Annotated in this window: 17 protein-coding genes and 2 pseudogenes; 16 read left to right on the forward strand and 3 right to left on the reverse strand. The window is 33.4% G+C overall.

Translation table 11 applies throughout. From position 1 onward, the window contains the following. Nucleotide 1 precedes the first annotated feature (1 nt). The 16 genes and pseudogenes from H4J73_RS09990 to H4J73_RS10065 all read left to right on the forward strand — a co-directional run bounded on the left by H4J73_RS09990 (nucleotide 2) and on the right by H4J73_RS10065 (nucleotide 20,467). Nucleotides 2–1,135: a glycosyltransferase family 2 protein gene (locus H4J73_RS09990; protein WP_182180711.1), complete on the forward strand. Its 1,134-nt coding sequence runs from the start codon at nucleotides 2–4 to the stop codon at nucleotides 1,133–1,135. A gap of 113 nt (nucleotides 1,136–1,248) precedes the next feature. After that, complete coding sequence (locus H4J73_RS09995; protein ID WP_182180710.1) at nucleotides 1,249–1,980, forward strand: aspartyl/asparaginyl beta-hydroxylase domain-containing protein; 732 nt, start codon at nucleotides 1,249–1,251, stop codon at nucleotides 1,978–1,980. Nucleotides 1,981–2,024: 44 nt separating this feature from the next. After that, complete coding sequence (locus H4J73_RS10000; protein ID WP_182180709.1) at nucleotides 2,025–3,107, forward strand: glycosyltransferase; 1,083 nt, start codon at nucleotides 2,025–2,027, stop codon at nucleotides 3,105–3,107. A 53-nt stretch (nucleotides 3,108–3,160) separates the two neighbouring features. Next, complete coding sequence (locus H4J73_RS10005) at nucleotides 3,161–4,498, forward strand: phenylacetate--CoA ligase family protein (RefSeq protein WP_182180707.1); 1,338 nt, start codon at nucleotides 3,161–3,163, stop codon at nucleotides 4,496–4,498. A 3-nt stretch (nucleotides 4,499–4,501) separates the two neighbouring features. Then, nucleotides 4,502–5,386 carry a glycosyltransferase gene (locus H4J73_RS10010; protein ID WP_182180705.1) on the forward strand — a complete coding sequence of 295 codons (885 nt, stop codon included), beginning with the start codon at nucleotides 4,502–4,504 and terminating at the stop codon, nucleotides 5,384–5,386. Further along, nucleotides 5,347–6,366, forward strand: coding sequence for a polysaccharide deacetylase family protein (locus tag H4J73_RS10015; protein WP_182180703.1), 1,020 nt, complete (start codon nucleotides 5,347–5,349; stop codon nucleotides 6,364–6,366). Before H4J73_RS10010 ends, H4J73_RS10015 begins: the two co-directional genes overlap by 40 nt. Before the next feature lie 43 nt (nucleotides 6,367–6,409). Further along, a complete protein-coding gene (locus H4J73_RS10020; protein WP_182180701.1) occupies nucleotides 6,410–7,522 on the forward strand; it encodes a glycosyltransferase in 1,113 nt (370 codons plus the stop codon). A gap of 31 nt (nucleotides 7,523–7,553) precedes the next feature. After that, nucleotides 7,554–9,428: an asparagine synthase (glutamine-hydrolyzing) gene (asnB, locus tag H4J73_RS10025; protein ID WP_182180699.1), complete on the forward strand. Its 1,875-nt coding sequence runs from the start codon at nucleotides 7,554–7,556 to the stop codon at nucleotides 9,426–9,428. Nucleotides 9,429–9,773: 345 nt separating this feature from the next. Beyond that, entirely contained in the window at nucleotides 9,774–11,171 is a 1,398-nt protein-coding gene (locus H4J73_RS10030) for a GMC oxidoreductase (RefSeq protein ID WP_182223469.1), read from the forward strand. A 51-nt stretch (nucleotides 11,172–11,222) separates the two neighbouring features. Next, entirely contained in the window at nucleotides 11,223–12,173 is a 951-nt protein-coding gene (locus H4J73_RS10035; protein WP_182223470.1) for a glycosyltransferase family 2 protein, read from the forward strand. Between the two features lie 34 nt (nucleotides 12,174–12,207). Beyond that, the gene (locus tag H4J73_RS10040; protein ID WP_182180692.1) at nucleotides 12,208–13,530 is read left to right on the forward strand and encodes an O-antigen ligase; all 1,323 of its coding nucleotides are present in this window, start codon (nucleotides 12,208–12,210) and stop codon (nucleotides 13,528–13,530) included. Nucleotides 13,531–13,651: 121 nt separating this feature from the next. Beyond that, nucleotides 13,652–14,695 (forward strand): GNAT family N-acetyltransferase, encoded by a 1,044-nt coding sequence (locus tag H4J73_RS10045; protein WP_182207795.1) that lies wholly within the window; start codon nucleotides 13,652–13,654, stop codon nucleotides 14,693–14,695. A 90-nt stretch (nucleotides 14,696–14,785) separates the two neighbouring features. After that, on the forward strand, nucleotides 14,786–16,309 hold the full coding sequence (locus H4J73_RS10050) for an oligosaccharide flippase family protein (RefSeq protein WP_182223471.1): 1,524 nt from the start codon (nucleotides 14,786–14,788) through the stop codon (nucleotides 16,307–16,309). A 47-nt stretch (nucleotides 16,310–16,356) separates the two neighbouring features. Then, complete coding sequence (locus tag H4J73_RS10055) at nucleotides 16,357–17,967, forward strand: hypothetical protein (RefSeq protein ID WP_182180686.1); 1,611 nt, start codon at nucleotides 16,357–16,359, stop codon at nucleotides 17,965–17,967. 114 nt (nucleotides 17,968–18,081) lie between these two features. After that, nucleotides 18,082–19,167, forward strand: a complete 1,086-nt coding sequence (locus tag H4J73_RS10060) for an acyltransferase (protein ID WP_182223472.1) — start codon at nucleotides 18,082–18,084, stop codon at nucleotides 19,165–19,167. A gap of 263 nt (nucleotides 19,168–19,430) precedes the next feature. Then, a pseudogene (locus H4J73_RS10065) lies at nucleotides 19,431–20,467 on the forward strand (IS110 family transposase). Nucleotides 20,468–20,721: 254 nt separating this feature from the next. On the opposite strand, the pseudogene H4J73_RS10070 reads toward H4J73_RS10065, so the two are convergent. The 3 genes and pseudogenes from H4J73_RS10070 to H4J73_RS10080 form a co-directional block, all read right to left on the reverse strand. Continuing rightward, nucleotides 20,722–21,762, reverse strand: a pseudogene (locus tag H4J73_RS10070) (IS3 family transposase). A gap of 100 nt (nucleotides 21,763–21,862) precedes the next feature. Continuing rightward, on the reverse strand, nucleotides 21,863–22,954 hold the full coding sequence (locus tag H4J73_RS10075; protein ID WP_182223473.1) for an acyltransferase family protein: 1,092 nt from the start codon (nucleotides 22,952–22,954) through the stop codon (nucleotides 21,863–21,865). A gap of 28 nt (nucleotides 22,955–22,982) precedes the next feature. Further along, complete coding sequence (locus H4J73_RS10080; protein ID WP_182180682.1) at nucleotides 22,983–23,606, reverse strand: acyltransferase; 624 nt, start codon at nucleotides 23,604–23,606, stop codon at nucleotides 22,983–22,985. Between the last annotated feature and the right edge of the window lie 44 nt (nucleotides 23,607–23,650).

Genomic DNA, 23,650 nt, shown 5'->3' on the forward strand with positions numbered 1-23,650 from the left:
GATGGAATTTGTTTTTTGGATGTGCTTAATTTTATTAATTTATGTTTATATGGGCTACCCTTTATTACTTAACATTCTGCCTAAAAACAAAATTGTCGAAGGCGAGTTTGAAGAATTACCTAGTGTTACAGTCATCATTCCGGCATTCAACGAAGAAAACGTTATTGCTGCCACTATTCAGAATAAGTTAGATCAAAATTATCCTAAAGACAAAGTCTCAATTATTGTGGTATCAGATGAGTCTGAAGATGAAACTGATAAAATTGTCGAAGCTTTTTTTAAAGATCATAGTAATGTTAAGTTAATTAGACAAATACCGAGGAAAGGAAAAACTTCTGGACTGAATTTAGCCTTTCAAGAAATATCATCTGAAATTATTATTTTTTCAGACGCTAACAGCATTTTTGAAAAAGATGCCATGAAAGCACTTGTAAATACTTTCACAGACCCTAGCGTTGGCTATGTAACCGGTAAAATGGTTTATGTGAATGAAGATGGCTCTATGGTTGGTGACGGTTGTAGTGCTTATATGAAGTATGAGAATAATATGCGTTTACTAGAAAGTGCTATTGGTTCTATTGTTGGTGTTGATGGTGGCGTAGATGCTATTCGAACTTCTTTATATTCAGAATTGCGTGCTGATCAGTTACCTGATTTCGTACAACCGCTTAAAATTGTAGAACAACACAAGCGTGTGGTTTATCAAGACAAGGCAATTCTAACTGAAGACTCTCTTGCTGATCAGGGATCTGAATTTAGGATGCGAGTTCGGGTGTCTTTACGTGCACTTTGGGCTTTAAGTGATATGAAACATTTATTAAACCCTTTCAGTTATGGCGTGTTTTCATTGCAGCTCTTTAGCCATAAAGTGCTTCGCTATTTAGCCTTTGTTCCACTCGTTTTGGCTTTTATTTCAAATGTAGCATTGCTAGGTCAAGGTGCTTTTTATAACTTAGCGTTGCTAACACAGATAGCCTTTTATTTATTAGCACTTTATGGCAATAATAATGCTGACAATAATAAATGGGTCGGTTTAGCGCATTACTTTTGTTTGATTAATTTTGCTGCTGCTATTGCGAGTCTTCGTTTTTTAAAGGGTGAAAAAATTGTTATATGGAAGCCTAGACAAGGTTAATTAAAACAATGAAATTTTAAACATCTTTGTTTATATGGGTAAATAATGTTGTTTACCTTTATTGATGTATTTAACTTTAAACAAATATTATATTAATAATTAGAGTGCTCATTATGTTTGAATATATGGATTTAACAGACCGTTTTCCGATCAAATTCGATTTGAAAAAAATGCGTGAAGAATTAGAGTTATTAAAAGATAAAAACTGGCTTTCTCACTATGATGAAGGCTTGGCGGATGGTTGGACAACCATACCTCTAGTATCGCGTGATGGAAGCGCAACTAATGAGCATTCCCAAAAAGTAGGTAAATGGGGTGAATATAAAGAAACAGAGTATTTAGGTAAGCTCCCTTATTTTAAAGAACTTTTATCTGCCTTTAAATGCCCATACGGCAGAATAAGGATTATGAACCTACTTCCTGGTACCGAAATAAAAGAACATAGAGATGCTTATGAAGAAGTTTCTGATTTAGCTTTTAATCAAGTGAGATTGCATATCCCAATAATCACTAATGAACATGTGATCTTTACTGTAAATAATACAAATTACCATCTTGCAGAAGGTAGATTAATTTATTTGAATTTTTCTAAAAAACATTATGTGAATAATAATGGTAATGAATCAAGAGTTCACCTTGTTCTTGATCTAAAAGTGAATGATTGGCTCATGGGGATTTTTCCTGAATTGAGCGGTTTTGAAAAAATTGAAAATGCGATTGCTCGAAAAGTAATACCAATTATCTGGAGGGTAAGATCTATTGCTAAAAAGCCAGGGAGACTTTTTTGGGCTTGGTATATGCAATCTATTGTTCGAAAACTGAGACATAAGTTTTTCCCTAAATAGTGTTATTAGACCTGTAATTATTATTAATTAAGTACCTGGAAGTTATGAAAATATTACATCTGATTGATAGTGGTGGCTTATACGGCGCAGAACAAATGTTACTTACATTAGTTTCTGAGCAAATTAAACAAGGTTTAGAGCCAACCATCCTTTCTTGTGGGGAAATTAATGAAGGCACTAAAGCATTAGAGCATGAAGCAATAAAACGAGGCTTACCGCTTATTACTTGGCGTATGAAAGCAGGTCTTAATATTAAAGGCTCATGGGAAATTGCTAAATTAGCAAAAAAAGAACAGATTAATGTCATTCATTCACATGGATATAAATTTAATGTTCTCTTCGCATTATTACCCAGAATGCTTTGTAGCATACCTATAGTTTCAACCGTGCATGGTTATGTAGTCGCAGAACAATTTTCAGCAATGTGGCTATATCAAATATTAGATAAATTTTGTTTAAGTAGAATGCAAGCAGTAATATTTGTCTCGCAAGAAACCCAAAAGCTATTTAATAAATTGAAAAAAAGTTATGTTGTACAAAATGGTATAACTACAGAACCTCTCTCAATACAAAGTGATAAACGATTTAAAGATAAGAAAATAAAGTTAGTGGCAATAGGTCGATTGGCAAAAGAAAAAGGCTTTGAATATCTAATTAAAGCTATTCAAATAGCTAAGATCCAAGATCGTGAATTTGAATTAGACATCATGGGTACAGGTCCTGAAGAAATATACCTTAAAGGGCTTGTTTCAAAGTCAGGATTAGAGACACAAGTGAATTTCTTACAGTTTATCGATAATCCGAGTCGTTATTTTGATAATTACGACCTGTTAGTTATGCCTTCACTAACGGAAGGATTACCAATAACACTGTTGGAGGCTTTAAGAGAGTACTTACCGGTATTAGCAACCAATGTGGGTGAAATCCCCCATGTTATTGGTAACTGTTACCCATTGCTCGATAAAGAAAAAGACTTAGGTAATATTTATTCAAAAATCATCGCTTTTGAACAGTTTTATCATGAAAGTGGAAATGATAAAATGAAACAATTAAATGACAGATTTAAAAGTATGTATTCAGCGAGTAAAATGGCCAATCAGTATAAAACTGTTTATCAAAATTTATAGAAAGTATCTTTTATATTTAACATCAGTAGTTCAGGATAATGGAGTGTGGAGTAATGAGAAATATATTTAATTCAATGGTTTATAAGTTGTGGGATGCCAAGGAAGGGGGCGTGCGAGTAGGAGAAATGAAGAACCTAAAGGCGCTACAGTATCAAAGCTTAAGTGAATTGAAAATATATCAAGAAGCAAGGTTAAAAAAGTTAATTTCTCATGCTGAAAAAAATAGTCCTTGGTATAGCAAAAGAATGACTGAATTAAATATAACTGCCGATGACATCAAATCTATTGAAGATCTACAAAAACTTCCAATTACTACAAAATTAGACATAAAATATAATGGTAAAGAGTTTATTTCAATCAATGAGAGTGCTGAGCAACTATGTATTGCTAAAACTGGTGGTTCAACAGGCGTAGCATTAGATCTCTATTTCGACGAACATTGCCAAAAAATGAGAAATGCAGCTCAGGGATATGCAGATAACTTAGCTAGTTGGCTTCCTGGCGACAAAATAGGCTCATTATGGGGTAACCCACCTGTACCTGTAACCATTAAAGAAAAGTTACGTTCAACTTTACTCGAACGGACAAAGTATTTAGATACTATGGATCTGAATCCTGAGAGTATGCAGGAATTTGTTGATGTGTGGAAAAGCTTTACTCCAGATATTCTTTTTGGTCATGCTCATTCTATTTATATATTTGCAAAATTCTTGAATGAAAATAATATAAAAATCACACCACCTAAAGGTATAGTAGCTACTTCAATGATGCTGCTTGATCATGAAAGAATAGCCATCGAAGAAGCCTTAGTAACCAAGGTTACTAATCGTTATGGCTGTGAAGAAGTCGGTTTAATCGCATGTGAATGTGAAATGCATCAAGGAATGCATATAAACTCGCCTCATATTATTTTGGAATGTGTTGATGAAAATGATAAGCCAGTACCTTTTGGTGAGTCGGGAAAGCTTGTAGTAACAGATCTCAATAACTTCGCGATGCCTTTGATTCGATATCGTATTGAAGATGTCGGCGTCTTAAGTGATGAGCCATGTAGTTGCGGAAGAAACTTTCCATTATTGAAAAAACTGGAAGGGAGAGTTGCTGATTTTCTTAAAAAGAAAAATGGCAGTTTAGTAGGAGGCGTTTCGTTAGTTGAACGAACCTTAACTAAGATTTCAGGTCTAGAACAAATGCAACTTGTACAAAAACAGTTAAATAAAATTATTGTTAACCGTGTTAAAGGTAAAGACTTTAATCAAACTACAGATCAAGAGCTTAGGGAAGAGATGGTAGAAGTATTTGGGGAAGATATACAGCTGGAAATTATCGATGTCGATAAAATGCCTCAAGAAGCTTCAGGCAAGTATCGCTTTTCGATTTGTGAGGTCTAATTTATGAGTTCTCCCTTAATAAGTATTGTAATAGCTTCATATAATATGGGGCAATATTTAGGTACGGCATTAGATTCGTTATTAAAACAAACATGGGAAAATATTGAGGTTATCGTTATTGATGATGGCTCAACTGACAATAGTGAAGAAGTTATGTCAGCCTATACGAATAATAATAAAGTTAGTTATATTAAGACCGAAAATAGAGGTCAAACAAAAGCAAAAAATAGAGGAGTTAAAGAAGCAAAAGGAGATTTTATTGGTTTCTGTGATGCTGATGACTTTTGGACAGACAATAAACTTGAATTACAAATGCCTTTTTTTTCAGATGATAAAGTTGGTGTTGTTTATAGTGAAGTTTCGTATATAGATGAAGATGGTAACCCTTATGATAAAGCTGCGCCCTATGAAAGGTACACAGGTAAGGTAACCGAACAGTTATTAACGAAAAACTTTGTCCCTTTTGGTACTTCTATTATCCGAAAAGCTTGTGTTATTCAAGATGGAGGATTTGATGAACAATTCAAGATGGGGATTGATTGGGACTTATGGCTAAGGTATTCGTTAAATTGGGAATTCATGTATTGCCCTGATAAAACATATATCTATCGAGAGTGGTCAGGACAAATGTCAAATAACTATCGTGGGCGATATGATTTTGCATTTCGTATTCTACAAAACTTTGTAAGTAATCATGGTGAACATGTCTCACAAAAAAGTATTAATACCGCTTGGGCAGACATGTATATCAATAGAGGTTTAACATTCGCTCGAGCAGAGAAAACATTTATTGCTCCTTTAAAGGATATAGTAAAAGGGATTTCATTATCTGTTTTTGATTTGTCGGGATGGAAATCGTTAGTACGTTTATTGCTGAGAAGACCTTAACTCAAATGATTATTAGCATAGGGAGCGTTAAGTGTTTTATTAAAAGAATTATCTTCAAAGTTTTAGTCAAAGGAAAATTTTGGAAATATTTTATTAATTCAAAGTCAAGTGCTCAAACGTTAATGTACCACCGTATCAGTGATAATAAAATGATACCAGGCATATCACCTTATGGCTTTGAAAAGCATCTTAAATTTTTGACTGAATATTATAATATTGTACCAATTAAAGAGATTTTATTGGATAGAAAAAATAATACTGAAGATCCTTACAAAATAGCAATTACATTTGATGATGGTTATTACGATTTTTATCATAAAGCGTGGCCACTTTTAAAAAAATATAAAATCCCTGTATCTCTGTATGTGACCACTGACTTTATAGATAGAAAAGAATGGCTTTGGCCAGACAAAATTAGAACGTTATTACTTTCTACGAAAATAAATAAAATTACAATTCCAAATATTGGTGAGTTGGTATTAACTATTGATAATTACTCTGAAAATTGGAATGTAATTGCTGACCTTTGTTTAAACCATAAAAAAGTTGAACGTGATGACTTTCTGCAAAGCCTTTCAGTTTCACTCGATGTATCTATCGAAAAAGAACCAGATAAAGGCTTTTCTGCGTTGTCATGGTCGCAATTAAAAGAAATGTCCAATGAGGGGTTAGACATCGGTAGTCATACCTTATCTCATGCAATTTTAACAAAAATTGATGATGAACAATTATACCGTGAACTTTATGAATCTAAAGCAAAAATAGAAAATATGTTAGACATTAACGTAGAAGGTATTTGTTATCCAAATGGTATGCATTTAGATGTATCAGATAAAACCGTAAACGTTGCAGAAAAAGTTAATTATAAGTACGGCCTTACAGCATATACAGATAAGAATGAAACGGTCAATGTATTTAAAGTACAACGTATAGCTGCTACAGAGAGTGTGGCTGACTTTGCATTTAATTTGTTAAATTAATGTTTTTTTAAATATTTGTGATTTTGAAAGGGATGAAGTTCTGATGAAATTTTCAGAGAGTACTCATAAAGTGTTGTATGGGATAGACAGCATAGTTAGAGGTGGTACCGAACTACAATTAGTAGGGTTAATTGAGCGGTTAGATAAATCAAAATTCACACCTTATTTGCTAACGATCAGAGAAACGGAAACGAGCCTAATCCCTAGCGAATGCAAACATATTCAGTTAGATATCCCTAAGCTATTTTCAGTCTCCGGAATAATCAAATTCTTTAAACTTGTTGGTTGGTTAAGAAAAGAAAAAATTGATATTGTTCAGATGTATTTTCAAGACACTACGTTATTACTAGGCATGGCTGCGTGGCTCGCTAGAGTACCTGTAAGAATTTCTTGCTTCAGGGATATGGGGTTTTGGACTGATGGAAAAATTGAAAAGATTTTGAAGAAAGTTTATCCATTGATGACAAACTATATTGCCAATGCGAAAGCTGTTGGAAATGTCTTCTGCGAGCAATTTAGTTTGCCCCCTGAAAAAATTCAGGTTTTACCAAATGGGATAGAGCTTAGTCAATTTCCATTTATTCAACATACGGGCCCTATAGTTAATATTTGTATTGTGGGCAATATGACACGGAAAGTTAAGCGAACTGACTTATTTATTAAAGCCGCAGCAGAGTTAGTTGGTAAGTACCCCAATGTAGTGTGGCATATTATTGGTGATGGACATTTGCGCCCAGAATTAGAAGCGCTAGCAATGGAGTTAGGCGTTAGTTCAACAGTAAAGTTTCTTGGCCGAATTGCAAATGTTGATGACTACTTAACAGATATGCAAATAGGTGTTATTTCATCTGATTCTGAAGGGTTAAGTAATGCCATTTTAGAATATATGTTGAAAGGAGTGGTATGCGTTGCTACTGATGTAGGTGGGACTCCAGAGCTAATTATAGATAATGGAACGGGTTGTTTAGTTCGCGTGAACGACCATAAAATGATAGCGAAAAAGATTGAATATTTAATTGAGAATCCAGAGACTTATCAAAAGATAGCATTGAACGCTAGGGGATTAGCGGAAAATAATTATGGCTGGGATACTTGTGTTAAAAAGCATGAAGGATTTTACCAAAAAGCAATGACATCAATTAATAAAGTTAGTTAACAGTTTTTATTGTGCAGGAGAAAGTATTTAAATGTGTGGGATAGTAGGTGTATTTGCACCTAACTCAAGTGAGTTAAGAGATAAAGTTGAAGATATGGCGGACGCTATTATTCGACGTGGACCTGATGAATCGGGTTTCTATCAAGATAATGTTATTTCAATTGGCATGCGTCGCTTAAGTATCATTGATTTGTCGGGGGGCACCCAACCCATTTTTAATGAAGATGGAAGTGTTGTTATTGTATTCAATGGGGAGATATATAACCATAAAGCATTAAGAGAACAACTGGAAACGCTTGGGCATTCATTTAAAACACATTCAGATACAGAAGTACTTGTGCACCTGTATGAAGAGTACGGTGAAAAAATGTTTAGTCATATAAGGGGTATGTTTGCCTTTTGTATTTGGAATAAAAATAAGCAGGAAGGTATTATTGCCCGCGACCATTTTGGTATTAAACCTTTATATTACACACTTGAAAACGAGAATATTGCCTTTAGCTCAGAACTTAAGGCTTTGGTAAACCCAGGGATAGTTAAGAAAGAAATAAATTATCAAGCGATGGATATGTTTTTAGCATTTAACTATATTCCAGCTCCTGAAACGATTTACCAAAACGTAAAAAAACTTAAGCCTGCGCATTATATTAAATTTGGGTCGGGAAAGAAAACAGAAATCATTCAATTCTGGGATCCTAACGAAATAACAAAAGATAGCACAACAACTAAAAGCGATAATATTGAACAAGAAATAATTGAGTCTATCGAAGCCCATTTGGAAGCAGATGTTGATATAGCATCATTTTTATCTGGCGGCATTGACAGTTCTCTTGTTACAGCTATTGCATCACGTGACAAAAAATTTAAAAGTAGTTATACAATACGATTTAATAATAAAGGAAATTTATACGATGAATCACCTCTTGCGAAAAGTGTTGCAGAAAAATATGGTATCGAATTTAACACAATAACACCGATTAAAGAATTAGAGCCGCTATTAAGAGATGCCGCTAATGCATTTGATGAGCCTTTCGCGGATGATTCAATTATCCCTACCTACACTATTTGTCAGGAAGTAAGCAAACGTTACAAAGTTGCGTTGTCAGGGTTAGGTGGAGACGAGTTATTTGGAGGTTATGTTAGATATGCCGGTCTTTATATAAGTACATTGTTTGATAAATTGCCAAAACCACTACGCAAGCTTACAGGTCTTATTGTTAATAAAGTACCAACGAAAGGTCGATTTTCAAGAAAAATTGAGCACGCAAAGCGTTTTATCCAAGCCAGTGAATTACCCTTAAGTCAAAGGTATTTATCTTATGTTACCGCAATTTCCGAACAAGCTAGAGCCAAGCTTTATCTTACTAATGTAAAGAATAAAATTGATATGGGTAAGTCAGGTAAGCCCATAATAGCCAGTTTTGAAGCTTGTAATGCTACTCACGTTATTGACAAAGCGGCTTATACCGATTTGAAAAATTATGTGCCAGAGCAAATATTAACTCTTTCTGACCGTTTAAGCATGTGGCATTCGCTTGAGCTAAGGGTACCATTAATGGATATAAAGCTTTTTAGTGCAATTTATAGCTTACCCGGGAAAGTTAAATATTCATTTTGGGTTAAAAAAGCCATGTTAAGAAATATTGCGAGAGCTTATTTGCCAAATAAACTCTTTAAAGCGAAAAAACAAGGTTTTGAAAGTCCGTTAAGTACAATGTTAAATAATGAGTTGAAAGTATTAAAGAATAACTTATTAAGTGAAAGTAACCTTAGTAAGCAAAAAATATTTGATCCAGCCGTTATTGGTGATTTGGTGAAACAACAAGAACAAGGGATTGATGATCATAATAAAATTATATTCTCATTAATTATGTTCCAATTGTGGTACGAAGAAGTTTATCTTTAGTTAAATTTAAGGTCTTAATATGAAATGCCCTGCGTGTAAAAAAAAATTAGTACTTAATAATATGCTTAAGTTAACGAATTGGTTCGCAAAGCGACTCATGACGCCATGTGTAGGTTGTACTAAAATGTTGATTTTATATAAAGTATCTTGGAGAGTTGTAAATTTAATTTCGTTAACACTACTAATAGCATTTGTAGTGTTGGAAAATAATCTTGTGTCTTTTGGAGGCCTTACTGTTTCAACGATGCAGATTTTAGCTTTGGTAACTGTCTTTTTTGTTGTTTATCTTTTTTATGGTTTACCCGTAAAACTTGCTAAGATATAGATTTTTAAGGGTTTTTACAAATGAAACAGAAAGTGCTCATTATAGGGACAGGTCTTGCAGGTTCAATTGTCGCAAATGAATTGGTGACGTTTGCTGATGTAACTACATTGGAGTTGGGTGCCTGTGACAAAGTTAAATTTCCGAAAATCGATTTTATTAAGAAAAAACTGGCAAACGTTAAAACATTTTGCTTCGGTGGCGGCGGCGGCACTAACCTTTGGCATAACGGATTAATCCCCATAAATCCTAAAGACATATTGTCAAATAATTTTAAAGGTATTTTATCACAGGCAAATCAATATGCTGATAAAGCAGCGGCAAAGTTATTCTTTCCTAAACCCGATTATTTGAACGAATATAATAAAAATGTATCTGAAATGAACTTACTCTCTGACAGTATGGGAATATTTAAAAATGGTGTTGATTGTCTCTTATATCCTAAAAAATTTACTAAATTAACATTAAATAATGAAATAACCTCATTTTATGATGTTGCTAATATAAGCTTTCAAACTGTGGATAAAAAAATAGAGAGTGTAAGTTTTGAATACGATTCTGTATGTCATTCAGTGAAGCCGGACATTGTAATTATTGCTGCTGGAACGTTTGGTTCACCAAATCTTGTAAAAAATATTTTAAAATCGTTAAATTTATCAACTAATAACGTGGGTAAAGGGTTAATTGATCACCCTGTGGGTTTTGTGGGAAAAGTTAAATTTAATAAAGTACACAGCAAAATCATGCATAAATTTTCCCTCGAAGATAAAGGGAACTATGAAAGTTGTACTGCTGCAAGATACAAAAGTAAGTGCGGTAAATATAGTTGTTTCGCCTTTTTCAGACCGGCACTTACAATGACAAATAAACTATCTATATATAAATTTAAATCAGAACTTGGTGCTAGTAGCGGTGTTGAACGGCTAAAAAATGCTTTTTCACTAAAACTTTTTCATCCAGATATTTTATCTGAAATATTCACGCACATATTTAGAATAACGTTGCCTACCAATACCTTCAATATTTTGGTCTATTTTGAACAAAAAACGTCTGATAATCGAGTTGATATTATAGATGATAAATTGAAAATTGATTGGCAAATATCAAAAGAAGAGTTAGTCGTTTATCAAGATTTACTTCATCAAATAGATGGTGACTTATCAAAAGTGTCTCAAGACGTTAAAATTCAGCATTCTATTACAGCTGATTGGTTATGGTCAGGAGCACACCATTCAGGAACTGTTTCATTGGGTAATGATGAAGGTTTTATCTTAGATAATGACCTTAAAATAAGAGGTTGTGATAATGCTTTTGTTTGCGATGGTTCTGTTATTCAAGAGCACTCTTACGCTAACACCGGCTTAACAATTGCAGAGTTAGGTCTAAGATTAGTTGAGAAAATTAAAAATGATTATAAATAAATTGCGTATAACAATAAAAAATATTGAATTTTTTGAAGTGAAGGTCTAAGTATGGATATTTCAGTAGTCATCCCAGCATATAATGAAACAATGTTCATTTCTGATACCGTAAAGTCCATTGTAAAATGGATGCCAAGTTGTTATCAGTTTGAAGTTATTGTGGTAGATCATGGTTCAACTGATAATACAGCATCGTTAGCAACAGAAGCTGGGGCTAAGGTCATTGATGGGAAAGCTGAAGCAACAATTGCGGCACTGCGTAATTTAGGTGTTACACATGCAAAAGGTCGGTTATTACTGTTTATAGATGCTGATATAACGCTAACCTCGCAGTGGTCTGAAAATATTGAAAAAGTCTTTGAGTTGCTAGATAGTAACCCTAAAAACATTTGTGGTTCTCATCCTAAGGTGCCTGAAGATTCTTCGTTGTTGATGAAATCATGGTTTGAACCTAAAACCTTGGAAAAGGCACCAACCCATATCGGCTCGTGCCATTTAATTATTGCTCGTCAGTTTTTCGATACTATTGATGGCTTTCCCGGAGAAATGGAAACCTCTGAAGAATTCACCTTATGCTTGAATGCTAAAAAGGCTGGAGGGAAAATAATAGCGTTCCCTGAATTAGTAATAACCCATCATGGCTCCCCTGAAACGTTATCAAGCTTTTTTAGTCGAGAGATATGGCATGGGAGAGGTGATTGGAATTCCTTACAATCAATTTTTTCATCAAAAGTGGCAATGTTGACGTTAATTTTTATAATATTGCACCTGATTTTTATAAGTGCCTTAATCATGCGGGCTCAACCAACCATATTTCAGCTAATACCATTTTTAGCTATATTATCGCTTTGTGTATTCTCTTCATTTATTAAATTCTATAAAGTTAAATTTTCTTATTTTTTAGTGAATTCGTTAACTTTCTATTTGTACTTTTTAGCGAGAAGTCTTTCTCTTTTTTCTGCTGTATGCTTTAAGAAAACTATAAAACATTCTCGCGTATAAAATAGTCATTAAATAATAAAAAGAAGAATGTTCCATGACAAAAATTAATAATAAACGTAACAGGAAACAGATTGTAGAACCTAATGAGAAGGCAAGTTATTTAAGCTATTTAACGGGACTCTATTTATTCTTTTTCTATATGGAGGCTTCTCTACGATGGCCTGCTTTTGAAGCAGTGCGTTTTCATTTTGTTTTTGGTTTAATATTAACTATTTTGTGTGGCTTTAAATTATTATCTAATAGTAAAACAGTACAAAGTAAACTAGATTATACACAAAGTAATAGTTTGAAAAATACAGCTTTATTGCTGATTTTTATTTTGTTTTTTTACTCCATCTTTTCGGTTTCCAGAGATATTTCCTTAGAAATGTTTGACAGGAAAGTATTTAAATTTTCTTTGATTTCATTTTTTATTGTAATGTCAGTTAGCAATATAAGGGATTTAAAAGTTATTGTTCTTTTTATCATGTTAGCGTGGTTTAAAATCTGCCTTGAAGGTGGACATGGTTGGATAACAGGGAGTCTAATGGTCGAAAATCAAGGTATCATGAGGTTGCGTGGTGCAGGTGACTTTGTCCAACATCCAAACTCATTTAGTGCATTTGGCGTCGGTTGTTTACCATTTGCCATTTATCTATTTCAGGCTTCGAAAATAAAACTGTTGAAGTACTTTTTTGCCGTATTGCTAGTGCTTTCAATCATCATTATTATTTTTACTGGGTCTCGTTCTGGTTATGTTGCGGTTTTACTTGCAGCCATTTACTTTTTTTTTAAAATGAAAGAAGGCAAATTCAAAGTGTTTTTTTTGTCTAGTATTCTTCTTGTGGCATTAGCTCCTATCGTGCCTGAGCAATACTATGACCGCTTTGAGTCAATATACTCAGGAAAAGAAGCGCAGGGAAACTCTAGCGGTACACGAAAAATAATCATGGAGGATGCATTGGAAATTTATTTAGAGTATCCCATGGGAATTGGTGTCAATACATTCTCTGTTGTTAGAATGGAAATGTTTAATCGTAAACAGAACATTCACATGCTTTATCTTGAGGTGTTAACGAATATTGGTCCCATTGGTTTTATCGTATTTATGCTGTTTATTAAAAGGCTTTTATTCATTAATAAGTGGAATATTAAACAAAGTTTATTAATTATAAATGACGAGTTCATTTTTGTGAATGGCTTAGCAAAAGCGATGTTTGCTTATCTTGTTTTAAGAATGATATTTGGCTTATTTGGTATGGATTTATATGAGCCACATTGGTGGCTCATATTAGGCTTGTCTATTGCAAGTTATAAACTAATTATTTCTGCTTTACAAAAAGAAAAAGAAAAAGAAAAAGAAAAAGCAACAAGTTAGAGTTTTTATTAGTTAACTTGTTGTAAATTATGTTTATTTAGCTATTCGTTGATATAAAAATTGAGGGCGTTTTTTGAAAGATATCCATATTGTTCAGTTTTCCATAGAGGAATTTCAATCTATGGAACAAACTTGGCGAAAGTGTCTAAATAGTTCATATGCCGACCCTTTGTTTTTAAGTTGGATATGGCAATCAACATGGTGGAGTATATGGCAACCACGTTTGAATTTGAATTTGTTTTTATTAGGTATATATAACGATGAAGACTTAGTTGGCCTTGCACCTTGCTATACCTATAAATGTTCACATTACTTTAGGAAGACTATTAATAGGTGTGAATTTATAGGCAATTATTCTCATAGTGATGATTCCATTCGTTCCGAGTATTTAAATTTCATTCTCCCTCCTGGTCAATACGAGACTTACCTGTCTAAAATTTTTAGTTATATGCAAGAGCAGGGCGTTGATGAAATCGTTTTGACAGATATTGACAGTCATAATGAAACAGCAAAATATTTAGCACATAATTTTTCTAACGAATTAATGAGCACAGAGCCAGGAATACAGATTAATTGTCAAGAAGGCTTTGACCAATATCTAATTGCGTTAGGAAAGAATACCCGTTTAAAAATGTTCAATCGCCGTAAGTTATTAGGCAATAACCGAATAAAAAAAATAGAAAATGAAGATGAAATTCTACCTTTTTTTAATCAACTTAACATTATGCATAAAGAACGCTGGGGGCATCCGTGTTTTTCAGAGCACAGTATTGAATTTCATTACCGGGTTGTAACTGACTTTCTTACTAAAGGGCAGTTGGACTGTTTAATTTTGTACAACGAAAATGAGCCTGTAGCTATTAGCTATGATATTTCAGTTGAAGGTAGGCGTTATAATATTCAGCTGGGTTTTTTTATACCAAAAAGCAATAAATTATCGATGGGAACGTTAATGTTAGGTTTTGCAATAGAGCAAGCACACCAAAATGAAGAAACACTATATTACGATTTACTTGCCGGAAATGGAAAAAATAGTTTTTATAAAGAAAAATTTAAAGGTGAAAAGAATGTATTTGTAAGTTTTAGAATTCCATTAACAGGTTATTTAAAAATATTTCAAATGATTAAAAGATCCATTTTAATCATAAAGCGTTATATCAAGTAACGGTATATTACGAACTCAGAGAAACTTTCCTCATAGGCAATGTTCTTTTACTTCCAATAACAGCAAATTTAAGCAACGATAAGATGATTAATGAATAAACCACAAAAAAACATAGCATCAGCAATGCTAAAAGGATCAACCTTTCGGGTCATTCAAACAGTAATTGGTATTGGTATCGGTTTCTGGATGTTACCTTTTTTAATTAGCCATTTAGGCAGTGCCGATTATGCTTTGTGGGTGTTAGTGGGGAGTATCGTTTCATCGTATTACTTAATGGATTTAGGTTTAAATCATGCGGTAACAAGGTACGTATCTCGTTATGTTTACCGCGAAGAGTATGAACGGGCAAATCAAATAATAAATACAGCAATAGTCATATATAGTGTCTTGGGCATTATACTTTTTATATTGACCATATGTGGTGCCATCTTTATTGCTCCTGATCTAATTAACGATGCCGATAATCTAAGAACAACACAAGCTATTATTTTGATTGTTGGCTTGTCGATTAGCTTAGAGTTTCCATCAAAAGCATTCCCAGGGATTATTCACGCTTATATGCGTTTTGATACGCTAGCCTTGGTTAGAATTATTACTTCAATATTAAACGCTATAGCAATATATATATTTATTTCAGAAGGCTACGGCATTATTTCTTTGGCGATAATATCTTTAGTTTCTAATTTAGCAACAACCAGTTTTTATATTTATTTTTGTTTTAATTTATTGCCCACACTCAAGCTTCATAAAAAATATGTTTCTTCAAAGGATTTAAAAGAAATATTTCACTTCAGTAAATGGACCTTTATCACCGATATTACAAATTTGATAAAAGAAAAAATGGATCTATGGTTAATCGCGGCATTTATTTCTGGTGGTGCAGTTACAACGTACTATGTTGCGATTAGGTTAACAGAATATGCTGTTCAATTTTCAACGCAAGCACTAGGCTTTACGGTGCCTATTTTTGGAAAATATTATGCAGAAAATAAGCTGGATAAATTAGAGAGTTCGTTATTATTTTTTTTAAAACTAAACTTTATCGTACTGGTTTTATTTGTGTCAGGCTTTACACTATTAGGTGATGCATTTCTCTCGTTGTGGATTAAAGATGAAATTAACCATTCGTTAGCCTACCAATGTTTACTTGTTTTGGCTGTTGGCCGCTTATTGATATTTATGACCGTGCCATTCTTCAGTATTTTATTGACAATTAAACAGCATAAATATGCATCATATTTATCGCTTGTAGATACAGCATTCGCTGGAGGGCTTGCTTTGTATTTAATCCCAGAATATGGGGTTATAGGTGCCGCAATCTCATTTTCATTGCTTGTAGGTATTTTACGGGCGCTATATCTTCCCTATATTGTCAGAAAATTATTGAAATTTAAATTTAGATACTTTTTAGCTCGTAGCTTAGTATTTGTTATTTGTGCACTGTTAATTTCATATCTATGGAGTTTGAAGATTGATAGTGTAGCGAGTTGGGGACAACTTGCTTATTTATCAGTAATGGTACTTTGTACATTATTATTAACCTCCATTATTATTTTTTCTGCTAATGAACGGTTAGAAATTTCTACTTGGTTCAAGTCTAAATTTATAAAATAGACCATAGGTCTTACAGTATTATATAAAGCTATTTGGAAGGGAACAGCATGATTTTAGAATATAGAAATAATGAATTTAGTTTTAATGGAAAAGCGCTGAAATACAAAAATAAATTTATGCTCGTACCGGATAATAACCATAATTATCATATCAAGGAAGGGAGTATTGAGCATAATGAACGTCAGTTTGTATTGGTAGATACCCAAACAACTGAAGTTATAATTAATGCGTCTTGGTTTGGCGAGTATCCAATGTTTTATTTTATTCGTCCTCATCTCATTATTATTTCTTCTTCTTATAAAGCTTTATTAGAAAGTTTACCTGCAGAAGACCTTAAATTATTAGCTTTTGATCATACGGCAATATATGAGTCTCTTTTATTTAATGCCATATTGAGATCACGGACTTTTTTTGAAAATATCAAAAAAATTATCTCCGGGAAAAAATTAATTATTAATGCTCAAACCTGTGAAACTAAAGAAGAGCAGTGTTTCATTTTACCCTTCAATAAAGGGGAAGAAATTAGTGGTAACGAAGACACGTTAATACAACAAGCGGCCGATATTTATGAGCAGCTAGTTTTACCAGAGAAAACACAAGCTAAAAATATATTATTACCACTTAGTGGCGGTTTTGACTCTCGATTATTAGCATGCCTAATGAAGAAAAATGATATTGATTTTCACAGTATTACGTTTGGCACGAAGGAAAGTACAGAACCCTTTATTGCTCGAAAAATAGCAAAGTCACTCGATGTTAATTTAGATTATTTAGAATTAAAAGATGAATATTATGATCATTGGGGAGATGAGGTGACTAAATTAACCGGGGGGTTAAGTAATCATCGACATTGTCATATGTATGCCTGTATGAGTGAGCATAATATAGGCAGTGAACATATTATGCATGGCTTTCTTGGTGATGTTTATGCTGGAGCATCGCAGCCTAATAGTGCCTTAAATTTTTCAATGAGTAGCGACGAAGCTATAAATACATATATTAAAAAGCATACGGAAAACTCATGGGTTTGGAAGCAAATGTGTGAAGCGGAAAAAGATAATGTCACCGCTGATCTTATGGAAATAATGACTGAAAATAATTCAGTAAATTTGCCCTGTCATTTTGATGAGTATGTTCATAATGTTGACCGACAATTTGCGTTAATTGCAAATGTCTTCACCCCAATTGAACAGTTTGGTAATGTTATACGTCCTTTTGCTAACAAGGATTACGCTTTATTTTTTAATACATTACCATTTGAATATCGAAATAATAGAAAATTATTCAAGCAAGCGTGTCTTAAACTGTTTCCTAAAGAATTTAGTTTGGGAAACCAAGATCAGATCTACCAAGATAATAGTTTTAAAGGAAAATTAGAAAATTTATTGAGTAAGTATTATTCAAAAGTTGCTTATTCAACACTAAAATATAGTAAAGGTAAGTTTGTTATCCGAAACCCGAAAGCAATCGAGAGGCATAATGAATTATTGTTTACAACTTTAAATGAAAAATTAAATCAGGCGATCTTACCTATATCTAAATTACTAGGTAAAGACTTAAATTATCTGAAAGTACTAAATAGTGACTTACAAGGACAGTACGGGGTCTTAGCCTTGGATGTATTACGGGAAGAAATAAATAGACTGAGAAGGGTTTAACTATACAAATATCAATCCTCATATATCTATTTTATAACAATATCTAGATATTAATTAAACATAACGCGGTAAATAAACCACGTTCGATAAAAAATTAAAATGTAGCCTTATTAAATGAGTAAACTAGAAAAAAATAGATATGGAACCATTGATGGTTTACGAGGACTGGCAGCCATAAGTGTTGTTCTGTTTCATCTTTCGGGAAATTTAAAGGCAGAATTAGCTGAGTTGTTCCCTGACTTTGTTAATTTAGTTATTTCGTATGGTTATTTAGGTGTGCCCGTGTTTTTTGTGATTAGTGGCTTCGTTATTTCACTAAGTATTGGCTCAAAATCAATAACGAAGGGCTATTTTGGCGGCTTTGTTTTAAGAAGAAGTATTCGATTAGATCCCACATATTGGGTATCTATCTTGATTGCATTACTATTGTTATTGTTTAAGGAATATTACACAGGGGAAGTTATTAACTTCCCCTCTATTACTAATATTTTATTTCACATGTTTTACTTGCAGGATGTTTTTGCCATCAGTCCGCAAATATCTGTAATTTACTGGACTTTATGTTTAGAAGTTCAGCTATATCTATTTTATATCTTAAGTCTTTGGTTAGCACAAAAAATATCCACATTTAATTTCAGTAACTCTACTCAGCTTCACCATTTTATTATATTATTTCTGGGAGTGGGCTCATTATTGACAGATTACAATCTGATCAGAATTCCTATCTCGGGGCTATTTATATCATCATGGCACTACTTTCTGATGGGAGTATTAGTAAGTAATGCTGTAAGAAAGTTACCAAATGCTGGATATATTCTTTTATTTTGGCTTGCTTTAGAAATTATGTTTCAAAGTACTGTATTTATTAAAGCTTATTCTATAGCCGGAATATTATCTTGTGCGACTATTTATATCCTTTGGCGTAATGAAATGTTGAATAAAGCGCTTACGAGTGCACCCTTCCAATTTCTTGGTAAGATATCTTATACATTATACCTATTGCATCCAGATATTGGTTGGAAGGTTATATCTGTAGGGAAATCAATATTTCATGGGAATTTGACGCCAGTAATTGCAGGAATGTTATTTTTACTGGGTATTACCGTTAGTATCTTTGCTGCTTATATACTTCATTTAGTTGTAGAAAAACCAACGTTAATATTATGTAACAAGTTAAAAAAGCACCCATCGTTAAATTAACATATATATAAAATTTGCAGGATATATTAAGAGTATTGTTCTCTTTCACTTTTAGGCATTAGTAGATTATTTTATGATAGGTGCTAATAAGGTACATTTGAAATGCTAATCGCAGCTATTATTAGAGAGTAATAATTATCTGAAAGGATAAACTATGATCTGGTCAACTAAATTCAGACACCCTAGATAATTGGACTCCCTCACCCCTAACGAGTGAGGTAATATAAAAGTTACTACACAAATATATTATAAAGAGTCCTAATATGTGTCGTACCAAAGTTGGCGTTGATTTAGCAAAAGAAGTTATTCAAGTTTGTATTTATAGAAACAAAAAGGTGCAGTAAAATATTGAAATGACACCGAACGAATTTCTTTGTTGGCTAGTTAATGCAAAACCCGTCACGATAATATTTGAAGCGTGTGGCCAGTCGAATTACTGGCAGCAGTAAGCGATTTTGGCAGGTCACGATACGCGTTTAATTTCAGCAAAATTAGTTGCTACGGTTAGAAAAAATCAAAAAATGGATAAAAATGATGCATTGGCTATTGTCCAGGCAGCATCATTACCCGATGTTATTTTTATTGGTGGTAAAACGGTTTAGCCGCAACAATTACAAACCATTAAGCGCTTAAGAGAGCTTGCTGTAAAACACCAAGGTGCCTGTCAGAAACAATTAGTGTCTTTATTATTGGGATTGAATATTCGTATTTCTAATCGAAAAGACGGTATTACCAGTGCGATAGACAGAGTGTTAGAAGATGCAACGAATGGATTGTCAGCCGAATGCCGTATTGCAATAGATACAGCTAAAGTGTCTTTGAAAGTATCGATTGAAGCGGTTCAGCACTATGATGATTGTTTAGAAAAGTTAGTTACTACTTATGCTGATTGTAAAAAGCTACTCAAGCTTGAAGGTGTTGGTACCATGAATGCGATTAATCTATATCTCGCACTAGGTTGCTCCGACATAGGCGTATTCAGAAAGGTAAAGACACTTCAGCCTGTATTGGTTTGACGCCTATTCAACATTCTTAGGGTGGTTTTGTTAAATTAGGCTCAATAGGAAAGCACTGTAAAAATAGCATGCTAAGAAGTCAGTTAATTTGTGGTGCAATGGCTGCGGTGAATCAAGCGGTTATACGAGAAGCCAAAACTAGAAATGATGTTTGGCTTAAAGGGCTTGTAGAACGAGGAAGTAAAAAGTGTGCAGTGGTGGCACTTGCTAACAAAACGGCAAGAACAGCTTACGCGATGCTAACACAAGGTACAGAGTATAAAGCTGAATTATTGGCAGCTTAAAAATAATTGAATCAAAAATGTAGTTTAAAAGCGTTCAAACAACAAAAATGCAAAACGAAGATAAAAATCAGCAGGCCAAGACAGTCCTTAACATAGAGTATAAAGCTCGTACCCTAGATTTGTCAGCCTGTTCGCGTAAATATAAAAGAGCCAGAGATAGCTTCTCATTTAGACCTCGTAAATAAGTACGCATTTATTTCTTCAAGTATTTATTTTTGTTGTTGGCACGGAGGAGTCCACATAAGTTAAGTTCGCTAAGCTACCTTTTTCAATTCTCTTTCTTTACACTCAAATTCATTGGGGTTTTGAAAACCAAGATATGAGTGCATTCTTTTGCTGTTGTACCACATCGTGATGTAGTTAAGCACATCTTGTTGAGCTGCATAACGTGTTCGATAGTTACGCCAATGCACGCGTTTTTGTTTTAAACTACCAAAGAAGCTCTCTGCTACCGCATTATCCCAGCAGCAACCTTTCTTACTCATACTGCCCACAAAACCATGTAACCTGAGTATTCGTATATATTGATGAGTCGCATATTGACAGCTGGATCTGAATGTACTGTCAATCTAGCCTTTGGTTTTCGTTGCCACATAGCCATGGTGAGTGCATCACAAACAAGTTGAGCTTTCCTCCTTGTACGCATGCTCCAACCGACAACTTTACGAGGGTACAGGTCGATTACTATCGCCAAATATAGCCAGACTTATTAAGTCCATATGTAGGTAATATCTTGCACCCACGGTTGATCAGGTTGTCGAACATCAAAGTTCTGCTCAAGTTCGTTCGCGTAAACGGGGTTGTTGTGTTCGCAGTTTTTCTGCGGCTAACTGGGAAGCTGAGTGCATTCAACGCTTTTTGAATACGTCTTTGAGGCTTTCTTTTCTGATAACTATAATAATTGTTACTTTTTATACCCAGTACTTGACACATCAATATCACAGGCCAGATCTTCTTATGTTGGGCAATAAATGAATATTTCACTTCGTTTCTTTTGCAAAGAAGACCGTCGCTTTTTTTAATATCTCACGCTCCATTTCTAGGCGCTTTACTTGGGCTTTAAGTTTACGGATTTCATCTTGCTCTGGCGTTAGCTTTCCGTTTCCTCTAAAAGCATGACCATCATCATTTTCAGCTTTTTTGATCCATCGACCAAGCACTTGAGCACTGACTTCTATATTTCTAGCTGCTTCTGCTACTGCGTAGTTTTGATCCCTAACGAGTGCAATTGCATCTAGTTTGAATTCTTTTGAATAAGTTTTACCGTTTTCATTTGTATCTCCAGTTAAGTCGATTATGTCTTAATTGGGGTAGGTGCCGTTAGCTATATGCATAGCGTATTATTATCCTGCACGTTAGTTATATTTGTTGTACGTACGTCGTTGCCTACACCTTTTATTTAGAAAGCAACAAACGCTTATTATTTAGTTTTATTAGCTTATTAGTCAGTTGTTTTGATATCTTTGAGAGAGGAATTGACACTAAACATGATGCAAGTATTACAAATGAAATTTTATATATTATTATTTTAGGATCGTCTGCAATTGAAATCCATCCAAAGTAGGTTTCTGATATTTGTATGAAAAAGGTGTGTACTAAAAAGATAGTAAAAGCATGATAATTAGAAAAAAGTAAGAATCTAGAAATAACTTGAATCGAAAAAGCATACTGAAGGATGGGTCGTAAAATCAATAAAAGGCTAATAGCCAGGAATGCTACGGTCATATAGTAAATATCTTGGTAATAAGCATGGTTTGCTAAATTTATATCTAAATCTGTATTTAAATAGATAATTAATATGTTAATACTACATATAACAATAATGATAGCCTGAAATTTATTATTACTAAATTTATTGGTTGCATATAACCAAGCCCCCCAAGCGTAATAACCCATACTGGCTAATGGCTGATATAGATTAATTTCGTTGATACCCTTAAATTTTATAAGAAACATACTACCTATATTAGAGTTAGTGTGTCCTATTGATAAAATTATCGATACTAAAACAGGCAGTAATAGCCAATGGGCAGATCTACTTGAAAGTATGAATATGGGGAGAGTAAGTAGGGTAATAAATACTAATGTTCTCAAAAACCATACTTGTGAAATTGGATAGGGCTCATTTTCTATAGACATATTCATTGTTAATACATCAAAAAAATTGAAAATATTTACATTTAAAGTTGGGTGTAAAAGAAATATTAGAATAAAAGCCAATAAAACAATGATCAAATAAGGGGTGTATAGCCGTATTAATCGATTACTTATAAAATGAACACTATTTTTAGCTCTTAGAAAACTATAATAAGTAACAATTCCTGAAATCATGAACAGTGATGGAAAAAAAGCATTAACATAACTGCTGTAAGGCAAAAAGAACCAAGATAAACCTAAATGAGCAAGTACAACTCTTAAAATTAAGAGTCCTCGTAGGTGATTTATAAATAACTTATCTGAGTTATTAACGTCTCTATTTATAATCAATTTATCAACCCTTTATAAAGTAATAATATTATTCATTTTTATTCTGCTTCTTTATGATGATTGCGGGGTTTCCTCCCGCAACTACCATAGCAGGTATATCTATGTTAACCACGCTGTTTGCTGAAATAACAGAGCCTTCTCCAATAGTTACACCTGGCAATATAATTGAGTTAGCCCCTATCCAAACATTGTCTTTTATTTCTACAGGGATACTTTTTCCCTTTGTATTAACTCTATTAGCCACTAATGGGAATGAAATGTCATGGCCATTGTTATCAAAAATATGGCAATTAGCAGCAATAAGGCAGTTTTTTCCAATTTTAATTGATTGATTTGCGTGAATACAAGTACCGTGTATACGTGTATTACTACCTATTTTAATTACGGCACCTGCACTATCGGCAAGTAATTTAACAGGAGAGTGCATATTAATATGATATCCCTTATTTCTGGAATTTAGCACTACACCGTCGTCAATAATCAACTGACATTTTTCCCAAATATCAATCATTGGGATACCATTTAAATTTAACTGCCCTTGTATATCTATATTGTGTTTTGTAGATAAACGCCAAATAAAAATGTCTAGCCATAATTTTTTAGTGAAACTAATGGGCTTGATAATAATTTGAGTTATAAGTTTTCTTAGCATGTTTAAATTCCATTATATTTCATCGATAATTCATTGTGATGTCG

Source organism: Colwellia sp. MB3u-41 (assembly GCF_014076845.1).
In the GTDB taxonomy this organism is placed as follows: domain Bacteria; phylum Pseudomonadota; class Gammaproteobacteria; order Enterobacterales; family Alteromonadaceae; genus Colwellia_A.